Source organism: Pedobacter faecalis (assembly GCF_030182585.1).
Lineage (GTDB): Bacteria > Bacteroidota > Bacteroidia > Sphingobacteriales > Sphingobacteriaceae > Pedobacter > Pedobacter faecalis.
On record NZ_JARXOW010000001.1, the window covers coordinates 224,489 to 248,636 of the forward strand.

Annotated in this window: 17 protein-coding genes; 13 read left to right on the top strand and 4 right to left on the bottom strand. The window is 41.6% G+C overall.

Going from position 1 to position 24,148, the window contains the following annotated elements:
- The first annotated feature begins 40 nt into the window (after window positions 1–40).
- From QEP07_RS01005 to QEP07_RS01015, 3 genes are all read left to right on the top strand, one after another.
- Window positions 41–523, top strand: a complete 483-nt coding sequence (locus tag QEP07_RS01005; RefSeq protein WP_256006513.1) for a YMGG-like glycine zipper-containing protein — start codon at window positions 41–43, stop codon at window positions 521–523.
- A gap of 181 nt (window positions 524–704) precedes the next feature.
- Window positions 705–1,094 (top strand): response regulator, encoded by a 390-nt coding sequence (locus QEP07_RS01010; protein WP_256006511.1) that lies wholly within the window; start codon window positions 705–707, stop codon window positions 1,092–1,094.
- Window positions 1,075–2,157 (top strand): sugar transferase, encoded by a 1,083-nt coding sequence (locus tag QEP07_RS01015; RefSeq protein WP_285008113.1) that lies wholly within the window; start codon window positions 1,075–1,077, stop codon window positions 2,155–2,157. Before QEP07_RS01010 ends, QEP07_RS01015 begins: the two co-directional genes overlap by 20 nt.
- Before the next feature lie 10 nt (window positions 2,158–2,167).
- Here QEP07_RS01015 and QEP07_RS01020 read toward each other — a convergent pair whose 3' ends face one another.
- Genes QEP07_RS01020 through QEP07_RS01030 form a run of 3 tightly spaced genes read right to left on the bottom strand, consistent with a single transcriptional unit; the run spans window position 2,168 to window position 9,566 of the window.
- Window positions 2,168–4,291: an OmpA family protein gene (locus tag QEP07_RS01020; protein ID WP_285008114.1), complete on the bottom strand. Its 2,124-nt coding sequence runs from the start codon at window positions 4,289–4,291 to the stop codon at window positions 2,168–2,170.
- A gap of 3 nt (window positions 4,292–4,294) precedes the next feature.
- A complete protein-coding gene (locus QEP07_RS01025) occupies window positions 4,295–5,224 on the bottom strand; it encodes a PorP/SprF family type IX secretion system membrane protein (RefSeq protein ID WP_256006504.1) in 930 nt (309 codons plus the stop codon).
- A 1-nt stretch (window position 5,225) separates the two neighbouring features.
- A complete protein-coding gene (locus QEP07_RS01030; protein WP_285008115.1) occupies window positions 5,226–9,566 on the bottom strand; it encodes a cadherin-like domain-containing protein in 4,341 nt (1,446 codons plus the stop codon).
- Between the two features lie 471 nt (window positions 9,567–10,037).
- On the opposite strand from QEP07_RS01030, the gene QEP07_RS01035 reads away from it, so the two are divergent.
- The 10 genes from QEP07_RS01035 (at window position 10,038) to QEP07_RS01080 (ending at window position 21,819) form a co-directional block, all read left to right on the top strand.
- Window positions 10,038–10,715 carry a TolC family protein gene (locus QEP07_RS01035; RefSeq protein ID WP_285008116.1) on the top strand — a complete coding sequence of 226 codons (678 nt, stop codon included), beginning with the start codon at window positions 10,038–10,040 and terminating at the stop codon, window positions 10,713–10,715.
- On the top strand, window positions 10,715–12,850 hold the full coding sequence (locus tag QEP07_RS01040; RefSeq protein ID WP_285008117.1) for an exopolysaccharide transport family protein: 2,136 nt from the start codon (window positions 10,715–10,717) through the stop codon (window positions 12,848–12,850). The genes QEP07_RS01035 and QEP07_RS01040 overlap by 1 nt, the downstream gene beginning before the upstream one ends.
- 4 nt (window positions 12,851–12,854) lie before the next feature.
- Entirely contained in the window at window positions 12,855–14,063 is a 1,209-nt protein-coding gene (locus QEP07_RS01045; RefSeq protein WP_285008118.1) for a glycosyltransferase, read from the top strand.
- Window positions 14,064–14,193: 130 nt separating this feature from the next.
- Entirely contained in the window at window positions 14,194–15,678 is a 1,485-nt protein-coding gene (locus tag QEP07_RS01050) for an O-antigen ligase family protein (RefSeq protein ID WP_285008119.1), read from the top strand.
- Between the two features lie 6 nt (window positions 15,679–15,684).
- Window positions 15,685–16,545 (top strand): glycosyltransferase family 2 protein, encoded by an 861-nt coding sequence (locus QEP07_RS01055; protein WP_285008120.1) that lies wholly within the window; start codon window positions 15,685–15,687, stop codon window positions 16,543–16,545.
- A gap of 107 nt (window positions 16,546–16,652) precedes the next feature.
- The gene (locus QEP07_RS01060; RefSeq protein WP_285008121.1) at window positions 16,653–17,759 is read left to right on the top strand and encodes a glycosyltransferase; all 1,107 of its coding nucleotides are present in this window, start codon (window positions 16,653–16,655) and stop codon (window positions 17,757–17,759) included.
- A complete protein-coding gene (locus QEP07_RS01065; RefSeq protein WP_285008122.1) occupies window positions 17,746–18,633 on the top strand; it encodes a glycosyltransferase family 8 protein in 888 nt (295 codons plus the stop codon). Before QEP07_RS01060 ends, QEP07_RS01065 begins: the two co-directional genes overlap by 14 nt.
- Window positions 18,634–18,642: 9 nt before the next feature.
- On the top strand, window positions 18,643–19,995 hold the full coding sequence (locus tag QEP07_RS01070) for a lipopolysaccharide biosynthesis protein (RefSeq protein ID WP_285008123.1): 1,353 nt from the start codon (window positions 18,643–18,645) through the stop codon (window positions 19,993–19,995).
- A gap of 4 nt (window positions 19,996–19,999) precedes the next feature.
- On the top strand, window positions 20,000–20,869 hold the full coding sequence (locus QEP07_RS01075) for an alpha-1,2-fucosyltransferase (protein WP_285008124.1): 870 nt from the start codon (window positions 20,000–20,002) through the stop codon (window positions 20,867–20,869).
- Between the two features lie 2 nt (window positions 20,870–20,871).
- A complete protein-coding gene (locus QEP07_RS01080) occupies window positions 20,872–21,819 on the top strand; it encodes a hypothetical protein (protein ID WP_285008125.1) in 948 nt (315 codons plus the stop codon).
- Window positions 21,820–21,980: 161 nt separating this feature from the next.
- Here QEP07_RS01080 and QEP07_RS01085 read toward each other — a convergent pair whose 3' ends face one another.
- Window positions 21,981–24,086, bottom strand: a complete 2,106-nt coding sequence (locus QEP07_RS01085) for an LruC domain-containing protein (protein WP_285008126.1) — start codon at window positions 24,084–24,086, stop codon at window positions 21,981–21,983.
- Window positions 24,087–24,148 lie beyond the last annotated feature (62 nt).

The window sequence follows — 24,148 nt, forward strand, 5'->3', positions numbered from 1 at the left end:
TATATCGTATTAACACTAACTACATTAAACATTAGAAGCCATGAAAAACGTAATTTTAATTTTAGCAATAGCAACGGGTCTCTCGGCATGTACGTATAATGCAAAGGATGAGGCCAAAATGAAACAACAGGCAATGGCAGCAGTAAGGGACAGTTTGAAACTCGATAGTTTTAAACGTGCCGAAGCTCAGCGAATAGAAGATGAGCGCGTAGCAGCCAGGGTAAGACAGGAAACTCAGGCCCGCGAAGCCCAGGAAAAACGTACACTGCTCTTGTCAGAGCGTAACGACCCTGCACCAGCTCCAAGGACTTACAGTGAACCTGCTGCGCAACAGAAAAAAGGATGGAGTTCTGCGGCTAAAGGAACTGTGATCGGAGCCGGAGCCGGAGCACTTGGTGGCGTGCTCCTCGATAAAAAAGATGGACGTGGAGCCATCATAGGTGGTCTGGTAGGTGCCGGAACCGGTTATTTGATCGGCCGTGACCGTGACAAGAAAAACGGTAGGGTGCAACCTAAAAACTAGGCTGTTCAATTTGCCACAAGGTAAGGATATAAAAAGGTCGCCACAACTTAAACAGCTGGCGACCTTTTTTATTTTAAAAATGCGCCTCACAGAATAATTATGCAGGTATTTCCATAATTTATTATGAAATAATTCGTATGTTCGTTTTACAAAATATTCTAAAATTTCTTTTACAACAGGCATGGCTAAAAGGCAGATATTGATAGTTGATGACGAAGTCAGCATCCTTAAGTTGTTAAACTTTGTTCTTTCAAGCCAGTACGACCTGATCATCAAGACAAGTGGGGTAGAAGCTATCAGCTGGCTGGAAGAAGGGAATTCCCCGGAGCTTGTTATTTCTGACCTGGAAATGCCTTATTTCGACGGCAGTTCATTTATTTATAATCTTAAAATTAGCGGCTATTACCGCGATACACCGGTGATTATTCTATCTGGAGCCAGCAATCTTCCAGAGAGAGTGTCGCAGATGCCTTTTACGCTTGACGACTTTATCCAGAAGCCCTTTAACCCGGCACAATTAAAGGAGGCTATTTCAAACGTTTTTGCAAAATATGATTCAAACAGAAGCTAATTTATCATCGGCAGCTAATAAATCTATCAAACTGTTACTCTCAGCTCCGTCATTTGCCGGAGAATTGTTGCCGCAGTTGCAGGCTTCTTTCGATGTGCATCTGGAGGCAAACATTGAGGGGGTCGATAATTATTTGAAAGACCAGTCTCTTTATTCCCTTCCCGATGTGATATTACTGGAAGTTGCTGATCCGGCTGCATGCTTTAATTACGTTGGCAAGCTTAAGGAGAATTTACTTCTGCGCGGACTCGTCATCATACTACTTGCGAATAAGCCCGACAAAGCACTACGTGCTCAGGCGATGCAACTTCGCGTGAACGATCTTTATTACGCGCCTATCCCGGTAAAAGATCTGTGTGAACGCATATTTTTCCTGGTTAAGTTTAAGCTGATCAAACCTCAGCTTTCTGACCTCTCCAATATAGATTACACTTATAAGATGCCTTTCCAGAAACGTCTCTTTGATATTGTCGCTTCTGGTTTGGCCCTGCTTATTCTGTCACCCTTGTTGCTTCTTGTCGGAGTTATTGTTGCCCTGGAATCCAAAGGACCGGTTATATTTAAGAGCAAACGCGTGGGTACCGGATATAAGGTTTTTGACTTCTATAAATTCCGTTCTATGCGCCAGGGCGCCAGTGATGAATTGAAGCAGCTCTCGGAAAACCTCAACCAGTATGACAAGTCCGAGACCGGAAATACCACATTTGTTAAACTTAAAAACGACCCGCGCATCACACGGTTCGGTAGTTTTATTCGCAAATACAGTATTGATGAACTGCCCCAGCTTTTCAACGTGCTTATCGGAGATATGTCGCTGGTGGGAAACAGACCCTTGCCATTATATGAAGCAGAAATGTTAACCTCCAATGAATGGACGATGCGGTTCCTGGGACCGGCCGGACTAACCGGTTTATGGCAGGTAAGCAGGAGAGGTAAGGCTGATATGTCAGAGCGGGAACGTAAGAAGTTAGATAACTTTTATGCACAGAACCATTCCTTCTGGTTAGATCTTAAGATCCTGCTAAAAACCCTTCCCGCTGCAGTGCAGAAGGAAAAGGTTTAAAGCAATAGAATTATTTGTCGTTGCAGTTCTGACGGGTTATATTGACGCCGTTCAGGATCACGTCGAATTCTGTTCTCCTGTTAAGCTGCTGATCTGCCTCCGAACAAGGAACACCGTCGTAGCACCTGTTCACCAACCGGGTTTTACCGTAATATTCAACCTTAATTCTTGAAGGTGAAATACCCCTTGATACCAAATAGCTCTTTGAAGATTCTGCTCTTCTGAGCGACAAGCTCCTGTTGTAGGCCTCTGATGCGCGGCTATCGCAGTGACTGGAGGCGATAATGGTAATTTCCGGGTATTTATTCATAAGCGATACCAGTTCATCCAATGCAGGTCTTGCATCAGGGCGAATGTCGGAACGATCCAGGTCGTAATAAATGTTCTGAACCGCAAATACCCTTTTCAAAGAATCACAGTTGTTTAGCACATACTGCTGAATATTCTCGGTCTTGAACAGATATATATCCCTGTTGATCACACTGTCCTGAGTAATACCGATGGATGAAACAAACCCGATCTGATTAATATATCCGAGTTTTTGCGCCGTCACCTCATAATCCATCTCGCGAGGCAGCTCGCGTTTAAATTCTCCTTTAGATCCTGCACGTATCGTGTCTGTACCATCCAGATGGTGCATCAGCAGCCGACTTCCCGCAAGCGGAAGCCTGGTCCGCCCATCCCTGATCGTTCCTTGAAACACGATGGAATAGGTTGATTTTCTGAAGGTATAAATGTCATCGTTTCCACGTCTGTTGGAACTCAGGAAGCCGCCTTTGCCGTCTTCGTTCACGATCATACCAAAGTCGTCTTTAGACGAATTGATCGGCGCTCCCATATTCTTGGGGTCAGACAATGGCCGCATTTCTTTCAACGCCACCTCGAACATGTCAAGGCCACCTAAACCAGCGTGTCCCGTAGAAGCAAAATAGAGTGTGTTATCTTTATCAAAATAGGGGAACATTTCGTCTCCCTCCGTATTGATCTTCTTACCCAGGTTCACAGGTCTCGTCCACTGCCCATAGCCCGAACGCACGCAGTAATAAAGGTCAGAGCCACCATAACCACCCGGACGGTCGGATGAGAAGATCAGAATATTTCCATCTTTACTTAGTGTCGGGTGACCAGTAGAAAACTCATCGCCATTGTAGGGGAACTCCGTAATCTTACCCAGATTCTTGCCCGAAACGGTATAGAGTTTCAGCTTGTTTATACCTTCTTTGCTAGTTCGGGTACGGCCCTTATAGTAATTGTTACGGGTAAAAATAATGGAGCCGTCAGGAAATGCCGCTGCCGAGCCATCGTGAAATTTCGAGTTAAGGGCTCCCTTCAACAGTGTAAGATTAAGCCCCTCCTCCAGGATCAAGCCCAGGGTATCGCGCTCGAGCGAAGTATTATACTGGCCAAGGGTTTTCGTGTCATTGCTTGTCGGAGCAGTATCATCATCATTGAACCGGTAAAGCCTGTTGTCCTTATTCTGGGCTATCGCCATAATACTGTCGGGATCTACCACCTTAACGGCAGAAAGGGTAGGGACAACATATAAACTGCTGAAAGGCGTATTGTCCCATTGAAATATGCGCCGCGATAATTTCTTAGTCTGCCTGTTGCTCGTGAAAATCAATCCGCCATTATAAAAGGCCGGAGAATAGTCCGAACCCTGGGAGTTCAGGTTAGTAAAACCAAGCTTCCAATTGCCAATATTCTTATTAAGCTGGTTCAGGTTCGAACTCGCAAAAGCAGCAGCGCGCTTGTCGGTCGGAATCATGCTGAAATATTTCCTGTACCAACCTTCCGAACGTTCATATTGCTGATTATTAGCCAGTGCTTCCGCATAGTGAAGCGCCCATTCCGGTTTCAGGTTTTTTTGCCGGCTCAACTTTTCGTACCAGAACAAAGATTCCTGGTAATTTTTAATCATCCGGTAGCTATAGGCGATCATTTCCTGCGCCCGCACATTACCAGTGTCCGCCTTTAGCACGGAAGAAAGCTCCTTAATTGCCGATATATATCTGAACGCGTTGAATTCCGTGGTTGCTTTACTTAAATTGACATTACCAGACTGGGAAAAAACGGACGAACCCGAAACAAGCAGGAATACAAGAAGCAATAATTTATTTAAAGTCAATTTCATAGTCTAAAAATATCTTGGAGATAGTATTCTGCCGCCGCCAAAACCGAATTCATACCTCAGCATGATTTCGTGGCTACCGGAATTGAAATTTCTCAAAGCAGTTGTACTGTAATCATAGCTATATCCAATTCTGATCTGAGGGCTCGCCTGCACTTCAATAAGGCCGGCAATATCTGCACTTGTACGATATTGTGCGCCTATGCCCACCACATCCTTAATCCAAAGCGTAGCATTGATGTCGGCTTCAACCGGAGCACCCTTTACACCCTTGATCAAAAAAGAGGGTTTAAATTTGAAATCATCATCCAGGTCGAATACATAACCGCTGGCCAAAAACAAGTGCATGTATTGCGTGTTTCGGAGATCACTATTGGGCGATTCAAATTCAGTAAGCCGGTTTTTGGCAATATCCTGAGCCGACAATCCAACATAAAACCTGTCCGAATTATAGTAAACGCCCGTACCAAAATTGAACAGCACTTTATTGATGTTATAGCTGAAAGCCGGATCATAAGCCCCGGTGTTCAAATTTACAGAGGTATAATCGGCCCTGTACTGAAGCACATTACCTTGAATACCAAATGCAAGCGTACCCTGATCCATACGAATCCTGTACGCGCCGCTAAATACAGCCCCGTTTGTTTGCGTTATCCCGAGGCGGTCGGTCACCAGCTGTATCCCCAAACCGATGGTTTTGTCGTACACCGGTGCGTCCAGTGTTAGCGTGCCTGTTCTCGGTGCGCCTTCAATGCCAGTCCACTGATTACGGTAAAGCGCAGTAGCCGAAACAACGTTCCTGCTTCCCGCATATGCCGGGTTGATGGCCAGCGTATTAAACATATACTGCGTGTACATGGGGTCCTGTTGAGCTTTCAGGCCGAGTGTGGCAGCAAGGAGGGTAGCTGTAAATATGGTTTTGAAAACTAATTTCATGTTATCTGTTAATAGTGATGTATCCAACTTTTCTATCTTTTCCGTCGAGTATAATGACATAGTAATATGTACCTGGAGGAACATCGTCGCCCACATACAGCCCCTCAGTAGTTTTCCCGTTCCAGTTATTTTGATAATCTGTCGAACGATAAATCCTGTTACCCCATCTATTGAACACCTCGAGCGACACCCGTTTGCCTAGCGCATTTTCAATAACGAAGAAATCATTGATACCGTCATTATTTGGAGAGAAACCTCCAGGAATCTTGAGATCGAGTTTGGTTAGGGTAACCGGAGTCAGTACAGAAGGAGATACATCGCCCGCAGTTATCGGATCGGGGTTGAAACCGTTTGTCGACTGGTCGCTCACCTGGCTGCCATCGCCGGCAGATATACCCTCCACGGTAGCAAAGTTATTGAACAAACCTTCTTGCTTATTAAGTACAACACGCACTTCCATATCTACCGTTTCCTTGGTCAGACCCGCAAGGGTACTTGCCGGAAGCAACATATTGGTCACACTGTTCCCATTATAAGCCTGATTTATTCTCAACGTGCTCGTTCCTGAAGTTGTAATGTTAACAATCTGGTAGGTAGCATCCGTAAATGCAAGGCTCAGGTTATCGAACAGTCCTACATTATTGACAGTTACATCTCCATAATTCACCATCGTGAACCTGTACCGCACGCTATAACTTCCGTCCGCATTTTTTGTGGTCGACACCATAGCCTTGGCCAAACCGATCTTCGCAGGAGCAGTAACCGTAAGGGTCACCGTAGCAGGTGGCGACTGATTACCGTTCGCATCCACAATCACATAAGTGAACTCATCTGGTCCTGAATACCCCGGGTTCGGTGTATATATAGGCCTACCTGTAGCCGGATCAATCGAGATCGTGCCATTTGTTGGCGGATTGGTAATCACGAAAGAACCACCGGTAGGGATCGGGATGTTGATAATAACGTCGTCGTCGGTGGAAACTGGGATATTCAAAGAAGGCGCAAAAAGAAGCACCGCAACCGTTGGGTTAGAAGGGCTCACGTCTCCCGGAGTCGTAGGGTCAGGTGTCAAACCTGTAGTCGATACGTCTGTCGTAGTTGCCCCGTTATCGGCCGATTGTCCCTGCGCCGTTGCAGAGTTGGTATAAGTACCCGTCTGCTGGTTACCACTCACAGTAATCTCCAGTTCCACCTGCTCTTTAAAATTAGCCGCAAGTGTACTTGTATTAAGCATTAACTGGGTAACCGTATTTCCATTGTAGTTAGCGTTCGTCCTTAAAGTACCTGATCCGTTGATACGGTTCACCGTCACCGTTCGGCCAGGGAACGCCGTAGCCAGGTTGTCGATCAAACTTAAGTTATTTATGGCGACATCCCCGTAGTTCACCATAGTGAACAGGTATATCAGTCTGAAACTACCATCCTGATTAGCCACCGTAGAGATCAGCGCCTTAGCCAGACCAATCCTCGCAGCCCTTTTCACCGTTAGCGTTACCTTGCCTGGAGGCGACTGATACCCATCTTCATCTTCGATTACATAAGTGAAGTCGTCAGGGCCGGTATATCCAGGGTTAGGCGTGTAGATTGGTTTGCCTGTAACAGGATCAAAAGTTATGGTGCCATTCTTTGGAGGAACAGTAATGATTACCTTACCGCCGGGGGGAATAGGAACGTCGATAACCGTTGGCGTGCCTGTTGGTGCATCTATAGTAATATCCGGAGCCGGAATTGCAGGGTTAATAGTTACATTTACAGTAATCGGATCAGATTCAACAGCATCAGCAGTTCTAAGTACATAGGTAAATACATCTGTGCCAATGTAACCGGCCTGAGGGGTATATCTTATTTCGCCTGTCGGTGTTATCGTAACAGTACCCCGGGTTGGATTGGCATTAACAAGGACTGTTGTTCCCGTTTTATTAAGGTCATTGTCTTTTACAGGTATGGTAACTGCGTTATCACGTAAAGTAGTAACATTGTCGGTCGAACCAACCGGCTTTACAGTAACATTAACCAATATCGGATCAGATTGAAGTCCATCCGCTGTCTGCAGAAAATAGGTGAAATTATCCAGACCAGCATAACCTGTGGCCGGGGTATAAAGCGGCTGGCCTGATGAATTAATCACCACGGAACCATGAGCCGGTTGAGTAGTGCCCGGAACAACAGTGGTCCCAGTACTGCTCGCGTCATTGGTCTTAACTGGAATAGTTACCGCCGTATTTGCATTGGTGGCGATATTATCAGTGCTACCTACCGGCCTTACGTTTATTGTAACGGTAATCGGATCTGAAGTTACACCAGTGCCATTCCGCAGAATGTAAGTGAAGGAATCTTTCCCGCTGAAGCCGGTTTGAGGTGTGTACAGGATTGTTCCGTTGGTATTGATGGTGATTGTTCCGTTCGCTGGATCCGTACCTCTTGTTAAAGTTACGCCGGTTTTATCAAGGTCATTATCCTGTACGGGAACAGTAATAGGACTTCCGGCGAGTGTTGTTGCAATGTCCGGACTTCCTATAGGCTTAGCATTTATTGCGACATTTACGGTGGCGTTGTTACTTTCTGTACCGTTGACGTCTTTTACAGAATAGGTGAACGTATCGTTACCGCTGTAGTTGTTGGTCGGAGTATAGGTAATCACCCCAGTGGCATTATTTATCTGGAGCGTACCGTGCTGCGGTGGTGACTTAATTGTAATCGAACCCACGTTTATTGTTGTATTTCCATCCGGGTCCGTATCATTGCTAAGTACTGACATATCGATTGCCGTATTTAGATTCGTCCGGTAAGAATCGTCATTTGCAATAGGCGCACTATTTACTATAATCTGCATATCGTCGGTAAGGTCACACCCTGCTCCTGAACTGATCGTCCATCGGAAAATATAGGTGCCGGCAGTAAGATTGCCAACCGAAGTATTGTTTTGATTTTGGTTTACAAATGTCGCTACGGTAGGGCCACTGATTTGAGACCATCTTCCCGTGCCTGATATTGCCGCGTTTCCACGCATCACATAACTTTGAGGCGTTCCGGAGGCTATGAGGACCTGATCGGGACCTGCATCCGGTGTAGTCGGTGCGCTTACGTAGTTTACTGTGATCTTAGCAGAGTTGGATAACTTACCGTAATTATCCCTTACTGTGTAGTTCGCCTCCACACTTCCAACGAAAGGTGCATCCGGTACGAATTCCACAATCCCAGTGGAAGTCAATGTAAACACCCCGCGCCCCGGCACAGTATAGCTTGTTTGTATGCCAGCTTGATTTGGATTAAGGTCTATTGACGCTGCGTTTATGGCTCCGTTTGGATTATTGGTAATATCGTTGTTTATTATGTTAACGATGGCACTATTACTGCTACACGACGTTAAGACATCGTTATTAGCTGTTGGAGGTACCAAACTTGCGTCATCAAATACATCAATATCGACGTTTCTAATCTCATGGTAATTTGTCTGATTTCCGGTTGAAGAAGCCAAGCCGTATCTGAGAAGAGGCGGTGCGGGTTCATTGTAGTGATAATTGTCAATCACCGTAGTTTCAATGTTTGGAGTTCCCCCTCTAATAATTTTTACAGTGATTCGATATCCTACCACTGGATCTGGAGCAAGATCGATCTTTACCCTCCTATATCCTGATGAGGCAGGATTAGATTGTCTAGACGTAGCGTTTCCGACAAGGGAGAACGCATTGCCAGGAATTGCGGAAGTCTGTACTGTAGTAAGAAACCTATAATTGTTAGGCTCCAAAGCAGCTCCATCACCTTTGCCTCTTAATGTTACTGACCCAGGTCTCGTGCCAGCAAATCCACCCTGCCTTCCTTCCGTATTATTTGAAAAGTTTCCATATTCGTCTAAACCAATCGCTAGATAACCTTTGCTAACACCGGGAGAGATGGGCGTGGTAGTCGTTATTTGAGCGTAACCAAGGGACCCACCGAATCCACCGATAACAAAAGGGCTTGCTGTCGCATCAAAAAGAAAAAAACTTATGCCGTCAGCTCCACTACCTCCGTAAACATAGTATTCTAATTCAACTTTTAGTCCGTTACTTGAAGGAAAATTTGAATTACTATAGATATATCCTTTTTGATTTCTTGAATTGTTAGTAAGCCTCAGATAACCGTCTCCATCCGGATCTAACGGAGTGCCGGTATGCGTTTGTGTTGGTATGTCAAGTCCACTTCCCCCAGCTGTCAGGAACGCAGACGGAGCTCCTCCGAAGGTAATTCCCGGCGCGGTTGACCTTCTGAAACTTTCAAGATAGGGAAATTGCGCAAATGTTTTTTGACTGAATATTATGCAAACGAATAAGATTATGCTAGTTTGTAAAAATTTAATCATATAATTATAAGAGTGAATCTGAAAGTATACCCAAAAAGGAAGCCACTTGATCGAATAGTAGCACTTTAACGTTTTTTTTTAGGAAAGGGCTTGTATACAATAACATACGCAAATATAAATTTGGTTTGGAGAAAACGCGAATCTGATATTTATTTATTTTGATTGTGGAAATATTCCCACTATACGCAAAAAAATCCCCACCAAAATCCACAAACATATTTGGAATACCGGACTTAAGCCAGATTAATCAACTATTGTAATCAGAGTGGAGATTTAATCTGCTGAAAACCAGCGTTTTTTTGAAAATCGTATATATAAGTATTTAGTTGGCTTGCGTATGGTATTAGATTTGGATAGATCAACGTGTCTATTCCCGTTTGCCGTAAAATTTGAAATGACATATTTTTTTGGTCTGCAATCAAAAACGTTACCTTTATTTTTTAGTTTTACTATTATTACTAAGCATTATAAATGATAAGAAAAAGAGCCAATCTGTTACTCATCCTGTTTATTTACACACCATTTTTTGCAGAATCTCAGGAAAGCATTCTTAGCGACGTTTCATATCTATACATGGAAAAGTTAATTGCTGCCGCTAAGGAAAATAGTCCACGTAACATTGTTTTCAATGAACAAATTTCTGTAGCTAAAAATAACCTGGCCCAGCAGAAGACATCCTGGCTTGATCCATTTTCTTTTTCGTATATATATAGGTCAAATACTACATTGGATATCGTAACGGCCGATCTACTAAGAGGTTATCAATTGTCTGCCTCGATAAATCCCGGTGTTTTTTTTAAGAAGCCATTTATGGTTAAAGCCGCAAGGGACCAGGTTCAAATAGCTCAGGCAGAGAAAACCGAGTATGACCTGCAACTCGAGTCACTGGTTAAGCAGCGTTATTTGGCTTACCTTCAGAACCTAAACGTCTTAAAACTGCGCACTAGGATAGCGTTGGACAACGAGGGCACTTTTAAGTCTGCGCGCGCAAAATTCGAGCGTAATGAGATTTCATTTGAAGATTACAACTCTGTTTCTATAGCTGTAAATTCAGCATACGAATCCAAAATTATCGCCGAAGCAAATCTAGCAATTGCTAAAGCTTCTTTAGAGGAACTTACAGTTAAGAAGCTTGAGGAAATAAAATAATGGAAGAATTTAGAAATTTTCTGCGCTTATTGAGAAGTCGGATCCTTCTTTTGGTTATGATGCCGGTAATCGCTATCATAATCACATTTTTTCTGGTAAGAAACATGCCCGATTCCTATAGTGCGCAAGCTCAAATTTCAACTGGGATTGTAGACAATTCCCAACAGTTCATACTCGAAGCAACCGGAGGTTCAAATTACATGCAGGTAAGTCAGGAGTTCAGTAATCTTATTGAGATGATGCGCATGAAAAAAATCCTGGATATGGTTTCCTACCAGTTGATTATACATGACTTGACACATACCGATACCTACAGATCCAAAAGCCAGGCTATCAACGAAACGAGTACGTACAATATCAATAGAGCGATTGCGGTTTACCGTGCTAAGTATGCTAAGCGTGAGGGCTTGAATTTATGGGATAAGGATCAAAATGGGATGTATAGGCTGCTTAGGTCTATGCGTTATGATAGCGAAAGTTTAAAAGATAAGTTGCGAATAAATCGTTCAGGTGATAGTGACTTTATAAATATCGAGTTTACATCCGAAAGTTCAGAGCTTTCGGCATTCGTGGTTAACACGCTCGCTACTGAGTTTATTAATTACTACTCCGAACTGGTGAAAACCAACCAATTTAAGGCAAACACTTTTCTAAAAGCACTCTTAGCTGAAAAGCAGGAGACAATGAATGGCAGGGTTAGCGCTTTAAGAAATTACAAAATTCAAAACCGTGTATTGAACTTGGATGAACAATCAAGTCAGCTATATCAGCAGATTTTACAGTATGATCAAAAAATACAGCAGACAATAGAGAATATTGCCGCCAAAAGCGGTGCATTGAACGAGATTGACCGAAAATTTGACGGTAGGGAGCGCGGATATCTTGAGTCTACACTCACGCGGGTTAATCAAAATCTTCTGAGCACAAAGGCAGACCTGAAATCAATGTATGACGTGTATATCCAAAATGATTTCGATCCCGATTACAAACGTTCTATAGATTCCCTTCAGACTATTTTAAGTGAACAGATAAATACTTCTACAGATCAATTTATATATAATCCTCTTGTTGCGAAACAAGACTTGGTTCAGAAAAAATTGAATCTTGACATCGAATTAGACCTGGCCCGTTACAGTTTGGGATACATGGAGAAAGAACAGGCTAAGCTAAATCAGCAGTTCGATAAGCTGGTTCCCCAAGAGGCTGAAGTGCAATCTATGGAAAGAGATGTTGATATTGCAAGTAAGGAATACCTTGATATTTTAAATAAGTTTAATGCCAGCAGTCTGGAAGCGGGCCTGGATATAAAACTTAAGTTTGTCCAGCCAGCGATGCCGGGGCTCCCTCAGGCGTCAAAGAAGATGCTTTTGGTGATATTGAGTGGGATAATTACATTCGTGTTCTGCCTGTTTATTCTGTTTATACTATTTTTTCTAGACGATTCCGTCAGAACCCCTAAGCAACTGGCTAACGCAACAAAAAGACCTGTTCTGGGAGTGCTTAAGGGAACCTTTAACGATATTTCTAAATTATGGGAAGGTAGAGAAACCAACAAAGGGTTAACTGAGTTCAAAGATCAACTTAGGTCTATACGCTTTGAGATTGATAAGCTTGTCTCAGGAAAAATGCTCGCAATAACAAGTCTAAACGAATCAGAAGGAAAAAGTCTGTTGTCCCTAAGCTTAGCGTATGCCTGGGTTATGACCAAAAAACGAATATTAATTATAGACGGTAACTTCACCAATCCAAACATCAGTAATGTAATTCGCGAGCCTGTGTATCTTGAAGATTTTTTTACAGGCAGCGCATCGATTGATATTCCCATCAAGTCAAACATCACCGTATTGTGCAATAAGGGAGGGGACAAGTCTCTCTACGAAGTGGCGGACAAGGCCAGCATACACAAAGCGTTATATTCCCTATACGATCATTTTGATCTAATCATTGTTGACACTGCATCTTTGAAAGCGCTCAATAAATCTGCAGAATGGTTTGAGTTTTGCGACCATGTAATTGCTGTTTACGAGGGCGGAAAACCTATAGGCGACGATCGTAAGCAATACATTACATACCTGCACAATCTTGATAACAAGTTTATTGGATGGGTGCTGAATAATTCGAAGCGGGTTAGCTAGTGATATGGATGTGCTGGATATAAGTTGGTTTATTATACAAATATTCGTTGGCTTCAATCTAATATGGCCCTTATTACTGTATGTTTTTTGGGTTCTTTTTAGAAGAAAGAGCCGTTTGGTCGTTAAACAGACCACTTTAGAGCCCGACTATGCAGTAATTATTACAGCTTACGAACAGATAGAAAATATACCTTTTGTTGTTAGTTCCGTACTGGCGGCTGATTATCAAAATTATATCATTTACGTTGTAGCTGATAAATGTGATGTCTCTGCCCTTAGTTTCACTGACCAGAGGGTTGTTATTCTTCGTCCTCCTCGGGTATTGTCAAGTAACACAGCCTCACATGAATATGCGTTTGAAAACTTTGCCAGGGCACATCAACATATTACTATATTGGACAGCGATAATCTGGTTCACCCAGATTATTTCAGGCAATTGAATCTTACGTTTTCAGAAGGATTCGAGGCGGTGCAGGGCATTCGTCATGCAAAAAACCTGAACACGACGGTGGCTCGTTTAGACGCAGCAAGAGATATTTATTATCATTTTTATGATGGTATTTTACTATATGAGACTGGTTCTTCGGCTACGCTTTCAGGTTCGGGTATGGCCTTTCAAACAAAGCTTTACGAAGATTTTCTTACTCGAAATAGTGTTAAGGGCGCAGGATTCGACAAGGTTTTACAGCACTTTATCGTAAAAAAGGGGCTACGCATTGCGTTCAATAGACATGCAATTGTATACGACGAAAAGACTTCAAAAGAAGCACAGCTGGTAAACCAACGTTCAAGATGGATAAACACCTGGTTTAAATATTTCAAGTTGGGATTTGATCTTGTTTTCAAAGGTATATTTACATTCAGCCTGAATCGCCTGTTGTTTGGAATTACTTTGCTAAGACCTCCATTGTTCATATTTTTAATTCTGTCTGTCTTTTGCTTTGTGATTAACTTACTGATCAGTCCTTTCCTCGCTTTGTTTTGGCTTATTGGGTTATGTATTTTTGTCGGAGGTTTTATTATTGCTCTAAGGTATTCAAATGCGGACCCAGAGATTTATACGTCATTAAGAAACATCCCTAATTTTGTTTATCTACAAATAAAATCACTTTTAAAGAGTCCGGGCGCTAACAAGCGCTCTGTGGCCACTAAGCATTATGTAAACAGTAATAGTGAAAATATTGACAGTGATGAGAACGGATCCAAAGATTAAAAAGCCATCGAGATTTCAGATAACAGCTCGCGAAAATATGTTACGCATTATTGCTATAGCTATTTGCTTTGTCATTGGTTATTACTTTTTCATAAAACTACTTTTTCTCTAATATTATAAACCGAAAGAATTGGCAAGAGGCTTTCAAAGAATATCTGGGAATGCGTTTCAAATGTTTAAGCAGGTTTTTCTAGTTGAAAAACTGAATAACACATTTGGCTTTATTTTTTTTGGCGTTCTTGCTTTGCTTATAGGCTGGTCAATTGCGACACAGAATCAACTAGGCTTGGCGGCAATGGCTATTATAGTTTTGCTTCCGGTTGTCTATTCTATCGTTGTCTTTCCGAAATTCGGTATCATTCTATTATTGGTTTCCGCGTATTTCATCATGTTTTTGTTAAGGTTAAACTTGGTCAATTTCCCTCTTGGAACAGTAATGGACATGATACAGGCACTGTTGATTCTGGGTTTTTTTATCAAACAGAAATATAACCCCGACTGGAAAATCTTTAGAGATCCAATCGGGATATTAGTATTAATATGGGTAGCGTATAATGTAATTCAATTTGCTAACCCCACAGCAGAGTCAAGACTCGCGTGGGTGTATACCATTCGATCTACAGCCGCGGTAATGCTGATGTATTTCGTCTTTGTTTATCACATTCGAGATCTAAGTTTTATTCGACTATTATTTAAAATATGGCTAATACTTGCACTAATTGGTGCCCTGTATGCTTTAAAACAACACCACATCGGTTTTTTCGACTTTGAGGAAGCCGAGATAAACAGCCCCCGTCTTAAAAGGCTCCTTTTTATCGGCGGTGTATGGCGTAAGTTCTCGATCTTTTCTGACCCTGTCGCCTTCTCGTACAATATGGTGACGGCAAGTTTGTTCTGTATAACCCAATTATTGGCAAATATCAGCAAAACAAAAAAAATAGTATATGCGATATTGGTAATTACATACGTGTATGCTATGCTGTTATCCGGGACAAGAGGTGCTTATGTCTTGATACCGGCATCTATGTTCCTTCTTGCAGTACTTAATCTTAATCGGAAAATACTTATCGTTTCCATTTTAACATTTGGATTTTTAGCAGCGCTTATCTATGCGCCTGTCGGGAGCCCGTCTATACGCAGGTTTCAGTCCGCTTTTAGGCCATCGAATGATGCATCATTTAACGTGAGGGCAATCAATCAGGCAAGACTGCAGCCCTACATCAGGTCCCACCCATTTGGAGGTGGGTTGGGTGCTACAGGTGGTTGGGGCGTTAGATTTGCCCCTCATTCTTATCTTGCACAGTTTCCTCCCGATAGTGGATACGTGAGGGTTTCTGCAGAATTGGGGTGGATAGGATTGTTGTTATTATGTACATTATTTTTCATAATTTTAAAAACAGGTATAAACAATTATTTCCTGATACGTGACCCTGAGCTAAAATCGTATTGCCTCGCAATGATCTTGATTATTTTTGCGTACATGATTGGAAATTATCCTCAGGAAGCTATTGTTCAATTTCCTTCTAATATTTTTTTCTATTTATTTGTAGCGTTAATAACTGTTACACTAAGATTAGATTATACCAGCCGTAAGCCAGATAAATCTTTAATTTAAAAACTTATGAGTCTTTCAAATCTCCCGTCATGGATTCAGGAAGTTAACTTCTCTTTTGAGAAATACGAAGATGTTCCCAAAGAAGTATTTGATCAGATTAATGATCGTCTAGATCATAAGGATAAAAGCGAGCCGCTTGTAAGCATCCTGGTTTCAGCATATAATGAGGAAATAAATGTGTTAAGATGCATTGCATCACTTTCAAAAACAACAACTGAAATTCCTTTCGAAATAATTGTTACAAACAATAATTCTACCGATAAAACGCAACTCACACTCGATGCGCTGCATATTAGAAGCGTATTCCAGCCGATTCAGGGTTGGGGTCCCGCCAGGCAAATGGGACAGGAAAATGCCAGGGGAAAATACATCCTATTGGCCGACGCCGATTGCCTTTATCCCCCAGCATGGGTTGACGAAATGATAAAGGTTTTGTCGAGGCCCGGCGTAGCATGTGTTTATGGCAGATATGCTTTCATACCCGAGCCTGGTTTTCCACGTTGGAAATTAAAGGTTCTGGAGACCTTGAAAAACGTTGTTGCGGAATACCGACATCTGTACCGTCCCTATCTTAACACTTATGGCATCAGCATGGGATATGTCAAGGAATATGGATTGAAGATCGGATTCATTATGGAGAAGGTTAGAGGAGAAGATGGCAGAATGGCGTTTGACTTAATGACATATGGTAAGATCAAGCAGGTAAAGTCGGAGAAGGCACTGGTGTGGACGGGACCGAGGACATTACAGAAAGATGGAAGTTTTGGCGTTGTTATGATAAAAAGACTAACAAAAGAATTAAAGCGCTTCTTTGTTTTATTGACACCCGAGAAACCTCATGACACCAAGAAATCCGACAACAATTAAATTAACCTTTAATTATGAATTTTGTATTTGTCAGTCTCCAGAGAATCAATACAGACAGAGAATCAACCTCGACAAGTCTAGCAAAGGAACTGTCTAAAAATCATAGGGTGTTGTATGTAAATCCGCCGATTGACAGACGTACGAGATTAAACGAAACGACCCAGGACAAGTTTACTCAAAACCATATCAAAGAAATCAGGTATGGCCTGGAGCCTTTAAAAAAGGTCGACCATAATCTGTGGGCACTAAATCCTCCGACCATGATAGAGTCGATCAACTGGATTCCTAGCACTATTTTATTCTCTTTCCTTAATTTCTATAACAATAAGCGGCTGGCTGGCGACGTAAAGGAGGCAATTTCGGCAATTGGCTTTCAGTCATTCATCATCATTAATGATAAAGACATGTTTAGAAGTTTTTATCTTAAAGAACTCCTCCGTCCCAAATTATATATCTACCTGGATAGAGACTATACGCTCGGTTTTGATTATTGGAAGCGTCACGGTACTTCGCTGGAACCTAAGTTAATGGCCAAGAGTGATGGTGTGGTTTGCAACTCTCTAGATTTCAAAAAACGGGCGGCTCGATTTAATCCGAATAGCTATTATATTGGGAATGGTGGCGGTATACAAGAAGACATAGCTCTCACATCGCTTGTCAAACCAGACATTCTCAAACAGTTAAAAGGAACGATTATAGGCTATGTAGGTGTGCTTACCGCGCATCGTCTTGATATATCTTTAATTGAGCGATTGGCAACTCACTTCCGGGATGCTAGTCTTGTCCTGATCGGTCCGGAGGATGATGAATTTAAACGGAGTAATCTCCATAATCTGGAAAACGTAATCTTTATTCCAAAAAAAGATAAAAACGAAATTCCGGCCTATGTATACTATTTCGACGTCTGTATTAATCCGCAAGTTGTAAACGAAATTACATTAGGCAACTTCCCATTGAAGATAGTTGAATATCTGGCAATGGGCAAACCTGTTGTGGCAACCACTACAAACACCATGGAGGAAGTGTTTTCCAGGCATACATATTTAGCAAGTACGCCAGATGAATTCATACGAAAGATTCAGGTAGCTTTAAATGAGGATACTCCCCAACGTGCAGACGAAAGAAAAATCTTTTCAAGACAATTTAGCTGGCGAAACGTAACTGATGAACTTCTGAAAGCAATACACGATATTGAACGCAATGGAAAAAAATGAAAAAATAACAGTGGTAACTGTTTGTGATACGCATTACCTCATTTTACTTGCGGCATTGGCAAAATCTATTGAGCTTAATCATAAAACAGAAGAAAAAATAGAACTGATCATTGTGGAAGATCGGATCTCAGCGTCGAACAAGCGTAAGTTTGAGCTCGGAATCGACAATAAGGTTATTAATGTAACCTGGCTCGCGATGTCCGATGCCATCCCCGCTCAAATGCATATGCCGTCCGATAAAAGTTCCTACCCGCTAAATATATACGTGAGAGTATTCATTCCATGGTTTGTTCGCGAGGATGTATCCCGGGTGATATACCTGGATGTGGACATGATCATGCTGGGTGACGTTAGTGAACTTTGGCGTATGGATATACAGGGATTTCCACTTGGGGCAGTACAAGATCCGAGGATAAAGACCGCAGATAATCCTTGGGGAGGAATTAAAAACTACAAAGAGTTGGGCCTTTCTGCAGATACTAGATATTTCAATACGGGTCTATTAATCATTGATACTGAATCATGGAGAAAGCATGACATTTCACAAAAAGTACTCATTTGCGTCCAGCGAAATCAAGCTTATTTGAACTATCCTGACCAGTACGCGCTCAATGTAGTTTTAGCAAACAACTGGTTTAACCTTGCCGATCCATGGAATCATTTCGTAACATCGGGTGATCATATACAGGCAAAAATAATCCATTTCGTAGAGCGGAAACCTATATATACCTCCTACAATAACAGTAAACATTTCCAGAACTTGTTTTATTCGTATCTGGAGCAAACTGCCTGGAAAGGCACGCCCAAAATCGGTGAGGTTTCAAGATATTTAAAAAAAATAAAAAACTTGCTTAGCAAATTTATAAAAAAATAGAACTGTATTATGGGGTTGATTTCCGGGATAGCTGACAGGATACAGCGTTCTCCTTTTTTAAAGTCTGGTTTGGCTGTTGCGGCGGGTCGGGGCACTGTCATAGCATCCAACTTCCTGATATTCTTTATTCTTGTTCGAATGTGCAGCCCGGAAGATTTCGGGACATGGGTTCTGTTTACCACAATTACCACAATATTTGAAGTGGCTAATACAAGTTTTGTGAATAATGCGATTATTAAGTATTATAATGAATATACGGGCGGTAGAAGAGCAGTTTTTATTTACAACGCATTTCTTTTATGCCTGTTTCTTATCATTTCCATCGGACTACTGGAACTGGCATCAACCTTTGTACTCGATAAGATATACGATTCTGCCGAACTTATTAAACTCATGTACTATGCACCTGTATTGCTGATATTTTCAGGACTGATCAATTTCGTGAATTGTTTAGAACAAGGAAATATGCGCTTTTACGGCCAGCTTATATCGTCCGTTCTGCGTTCAGGAATATTTATCGTCTATTTGGTTTATATTTATCTGCACGGTAAGCAGTATTCACTGCTGAGCTTCTTAACGGTCAACATAGTTTCTGGCCTGATTGCGGCAATTATAACTATCATCACAACGAGGCAATTTATTTCCGTCGCTAGATTATTTAGGCCAGACATTATGCGAAAAATAGCCAAATATGGTTTCTTTACATTTGGTATAGAAGTGATAGGGCAGGTATCGAACAACATAGGCCAACTTATATCCGGAGCTTTGCTCTCTCCAGCAGCCGTTGGTGTTATAAACGTTGCGAACCGAGTACTCCAGTTTATTGAGTTGCCCCTGCAATCCGTGTCAACTGTACTAATGCCAAAAGGAGTAAAAACATTGAAGGATGAGGGTATCGACGGAGTAAAAGGCTTGTATGAAAAGTCGTCAGCTCTAATAGTCGCCGTTATGCTACCAGTCTTACTGTTACTCTTTGTATTCTCCGACCAGGTAGTCTATTTGATCGCCGGGAGGGATTTCATCCAGGCATCCATATTATTAAAGATTACTGTAGTTTACAGCCTGTTCAAACCATTCGGACGTAACGCGGGTGTAATGTTAAACGCAATGGGCAGAACAAAAATTAATTTTTTTATGGTACTAATACCCACCGCCCTAAATCTTTTTTTGAACTATTACTTAATTAAACACTGGGGTGTCATAGGATCACCAGTGGCGACTCTAATCGCAACGCTTGTAGGGTTCACTTTCAACCAATATATCTTAGGTAAAATAGCGGGCGTAAGCATAATTAATATTCTGGCTGAAATCAGTTCTTATTATCAATTTATCTTTAAATTGGGCTCAAAGAGATCTAATTAAATCCATGGTTATAGCAACAATTACAAGCGGTCTCGGAAACCAGTTATTCCAATACGCTTTAGCGAAACATATTTCAGTGAAGAATGGTACTCCGCTGGTTCTCGATACAAGGTTTTACCGATCTGACTACGCTAAAGAAAGCCAGCGTGGATTTAAGTTAGATAACTTCAACATACATTACAAGCCCCTGACTAAACAAGTTGAGTATTTCCTGAAATTCACTAAATTGTTCAAACGCCAGACACTGCATCCTTTTTTTTCAGCAAAAATTGAAGATTATTACCACTATAATCCCGATGTTTTAAGAAAGTTGAACCCGCACATTATTATTAAAGGCTATTGGCATTCGGAAAAATACTTTAAAGACATATCAGGTATAATAAGAGATGATTTAAAATTTACAAATACTCCAAGTCCGGAGTTTGCTCACTTTTATGAAGAGCTTAAACAAGCAGCAGTGCCTGTATCGATACATGTCCGCCGCGGTGATTATGTGAGTCATCCTGAGTTTAGTAAGACTTTCGGATTTGTCGGTTTGCCTTATTACGAGCATGCAATTCAAAGCATCAAAGAAAAATATCCTGAAGCGAGATTTTTCATTTTTACGGACGACCAAAATTGGGTTAAAGAGAATTTGAAACTGGAATCTAGCGCGATATATGTTGAAAATACTGGTGAAAACGCAGATATAGACGACCTTCATTTGATGAGTCTCTGCCACCACAACATTATCGCAAACAGTTCTTACAGCTGGTGGGGAGCTTGGCTAAACAGTAATCCAGATAAGACTGTTCTAGCGCCAAAAAACTGGTTTAAGAACCAGCCAAATTGGAATACGAAGGATCTGTTACCATCAACATGGCAAACCATCTAAAGATGAAAAAACTAGTGCTAAAGTTTCTTTTCGTAGTGGCAAGCATCCAGTATCCTAGGATACGAAAGGACTATCGTTATTTCATTAGGGATAACTACTATGCCCGTTTAAGGCAGATTAGATTCTTCTTTAAGGACTATATCTCAAAAAGCCCATATAAAGAAATTGAGTTTCAAGGTGAGTTTGATCAGGAATTAAGATATGTCATACCTTTTGCCTATTGGCATTATAAAAACGGGACCTTAAAAAAAACGATATCAAGTAAGAATACCAAGCCTTTTTATTTTTTTAGTGATAACCATGAGGAGAGGCACACCAAGAGGATCTGGGAATTAGGATATACTAACTTTGAAATTCCGAATATGACTCATAGTGCTAACTTCAGCTATACGAAATGGACACGTGTACCGTTTAAGTCGCATTACGCCAACAGCCGTTTCAAGTTCGACAAACCAACTTTGATCATCGCCAATAAGTACAATGTCGAATGGGATCAAGCGCCAATCAATTTTTTCAGCCTAAAAACAATTGAATGGATAGTTCAAAACTACTCAGCGAAGTATCAAATTGTATATAACAGGCCTCTATCTACACAGATCGTGTCAGACAATAGCGATACACTAGATCTAAAGGAACATTCCTGGCTGCGGTTAAATTATCCCGAGGTCATTTTAATGAATGATTTGTTTGATACTTATAAAGATGAAGTTGAGAACTTCAATCACCTACAACTTTTGGTATATGCAAACTGTGATCATTTTATTTCTGCACATGGTGGAACAGCAGCCTTTGCAAGCTATTTCGGTGGAAAGAACATAATTCTTTCCAAGCGCGGTATTGAACATGAACTTCGTGAATTTGAGACCATATTACCAGCACTATCTGGCTGCAAAATTTATCATGCGAAATCAGAAGAGGAAGTTATTCTTTTGCTATCGGACCATTTTTGACTCTTATAGGCTTAGTAATTACGTGGAGTGGGGGTAACTTCAGGACCATGCACATATTCGACGTCCATTGAGCGATTATTTCCAAACAGGTTGTATAGAAGCAAAAGAGCCCGAATATTCGGGCTCTTTGGTATATTAAAAAATCTTGCGGGTCGACCTGCTTATCTTGTATAAATCTTAGAGGTATTTCTATAGCCAGATGCAGTACTGCTATACCAATCTTTAAAATGCGCGTTGCCAGAATTTGCCCATGGCGTAAAATGCATATATGCTGTAGAAATATTGGCTTCCTCAACTGGATACTCAAAATTTCCGATGAAATTCAGTGCAAACGGCCTGTTGTCATTTGTAAGATAGTATTTGTTATTAGCCGGGATGCTTTTGTCTTTGCCTGTACCAAATAAATTCTGGTCTGCTAAATTTGTAGGCTTCTGATTTACAAGGTGAATCTCATTTCCGCGAACTGAATTACCAATAAGGAATGGGTTAAATGGCACCTGAGCAGTAAAGGCATCAAAGTTCGCCGTTACGAAAGTAAATTTAACTGATACACTCTCGGCTTCATAAGTAGGTGAGCCGGGCTTTGTATTGAGGAAAGCGCCGTTAGTTTTAAACAGTGTTTTGTGATTATCGAAAGGAATGATAACAGTCGACGTTTGTCCACTTTCAGTGCCGTTGGGAGCAAGAGTTATGTAAGAAGAAGATGATAACCTTTGGCCTGTAACACTCGCAATTCCGGAGGCGGCGGTATTAAATTGAATTCCGAAACCATTTGTAAACACCGCGCCGGCAGCCAACGGTTTCAAGTCGCTGATAACATCTTTAACTTTATTGGCATTATCCATAACGAAAGTATATCTGTAACTTAGCACGAGATCGTTAAAGTCATAATCGCCTTCATTCGGCCAGTTATCCTCGAAAGCGAATGTACCCCAAACGTCCTTACTTGGATAGTATTTTTTGTAAACGCGGGCTGGATCATTTGGATATTCATCTACCACATCCGGTACACCATCACCATCAGTATCAGTAATTCTGTCATCGAGATAAGGAATGTCTGTTGGGTCAAGATCAGTTACCGCTTGCGATTGAGCGAAGAACACCAGGTCATTAAAGTCTTGATCGCACGACGGCATATTTCTTCTGATGTCTTCAAAACCTATCATGAAAATCTTGTTGGCGGTGCCGTTACTTTGTAAAAGAACATTGTGCCTTTTCAGGTCAAGTTCAGCTTCCGGATTGAACTTTTCATCAGTATAAAATTTAACTGCACCCGTATTTATGCTTTTATCATTGTTGAATGCATTTTGTATGAGCACAAATCCTATCGATGTTCCTGGTTTAAAGCGTCCAATCTTAACTCTATCGCCAGTTAACATATTTCCTGCACCAGTGCCCCCCAATAAAGAAGCATTAGGGAATATCAGATGAACAGAATCAATCTGAGATGCGGTAGTTGGCTGATGTCCGGTAGGATAAGTATAGTAGCCTAATGTATTTCTATTGTCAGCACCTTCATGCACAAACGAAATCCACACATCAGATAGTGTAGTAACACGAAGATTTGTAGGTGCTTCTGTGGCAAGGTACTCGGGGTGAAGCTCAATACCATTTTTTCGCTCTGGTAACGATGTATTGATCTGTTTCATCAACTCCACGAAATCAATATTTGGTGCATTAGGCAACACTCCATTCGGTCTGCCTAATGCGTCATAATTTGCAGGATTATATACATATACAGTACCAGTTGGCCCACCGGCAGAAATAGTCTTGTTTCCCACCACAGATAATTTATTTATACCTGAAGCACCCAAGTTCGTGAAACTTACAGCGCTGGGTACATAATTTGAGCTCACTCCGTTTTCCCCACCAACTGTTGCGTTGAGGCTGCTTCCGCTTAATGCAAACTTAACATGTCTTGCAAGTCCTATATATGCCGGATCTACCACCAGTTGCTCCGTATACGATGGTACAACTAGCGTAGTCTTAATAAAACCGTCCTTGTCAGAAATAGCTTTTGAAATTTCCGATCCTGCTGTAGTGAAATCAGGATTGTAAATGGATACCATAACACCGCTTAAGGGCTTGTTGTTACGCGAAAGTAATCGCACAGAGACATCAACCGACTTAGTGGTCGAGTAATCAAAGCCATCTGGAGCGAACTTTTCATCTGCAACTCCGTCCGGCTGCTGGTCATCTGCATATTTCTTACAACCTGTAACGGCAATCGATGCAACTAGGAAAAAGAGAATTAATCTGTTGGTCATGGTTTATATTCAACTATTGTTCACGCACATAGTGAAATAATTATTCCAACTGTGGTTAATTT

Bases quoted from the DNA above. Each gene is read 5' to 3' on its own strand.
- QEP07_RS01040 (WP_285008117.1), top strand. From the start codon at position 10,715: ATGGAAGAATTTAGAAATTTTCTGCGCTTATTGAGAAGTCGGATCCTT.
- QEP07_RS01025 (WP_256006504.1), bottom strand. From the start codon at position 5,224: ATGAAATTAGTTTTCAAAACCATATTTACAGCTACCCTCCTTGCTGCC.
- QEP07_RS01020 (WP_285008114.1), bottom strand. From the start codon at position 4,291: ATGAAATTGACTTTAAATAAATTATTGCTTCTTGTATTCCTGCTTGTT.
- QEP07_RS01065 (WP_285008122.1), top strand. From the start codon at position 17,746: ATGGAAAAAAATGAAAAAATAACAGTGGTAACTGTTTGTGATACGCAT.
- QEP07_RS01080 (WP_285008125.1), top strand. From the start codon at position 20,872: ATGAAAAAACTAGTGCTAAAGTTTCTTTTCGTAGTGGCAAGCATCCAG.
- QEP07_RS01015 (WP_285008113.1), top strand. From the start codon at position 1,075: ATGATTCAAACAGAAGCTAATTTATCATCGGCAGCTAATAAATCTATC.
- QEP07_RS01055 (WP_285008120.1), top strand. From the start codon at position 15,685: ATGAGTCTTTCAAATCTCCCGTCATGGATTCAGGAAGTTAACTTCTCT.
- QEP07_RS01005 (WP_256006513.1), top strand. From the start codon at position 41: ATGAAAAACGTAATTTTAATTTTAGCAATAGCAACGGGTCTCTCGGCA.
- QEP07_RS01075 (WP_285008124.1), top strand. From the start codon at position 20,000: ATGGTTATAGCAACAATTACAAGCGGTCTCGGAAACCAGTTATTCCAA.
- QEP07_RS01070 (WP_285008123.1), top strand. From the start codon at position 18,643: ATGGGGTTGATTTCCGGGATAGCTGACAGGATACAGCGTTCTCCTTTT.
- QEP07_RS01085 (WP_285008126.1), bottom strand. From the start codon at position 24,086: ATGACCAACAGATTAATTCTCTTTTTCCTAGTTGCATCGATTGCCGTT.
- QEP07_RS01035 (WP_285008116.1), top strand. From the start codon at position 10,038: ATGATAAGAAAAAGAGCCAATCTGTTACTCATCCTGTTTATTTACACA.
- QEP07_RS01045 (WP_285008118.1), top strand. From the start codon at position 12,855: ATGGATGTGCTGGATATAAGTTGGTTTATTATACAAATATTCGTTGGC.
- QEP07_RS01010 (WP_256006511.1), top strand. From the start codon at position 705: ATGGCTAAAAGGCAGATATTGATAGTTGATGACGAAGTCAGCATCCTT.
- QEP07_RS01030 (WP_285008115.1), bottom strand. From the start codon at position 9,566: ATGATTAAATTTTTACAAACTAGCATAATCTTATTCGTTTGCATAATA.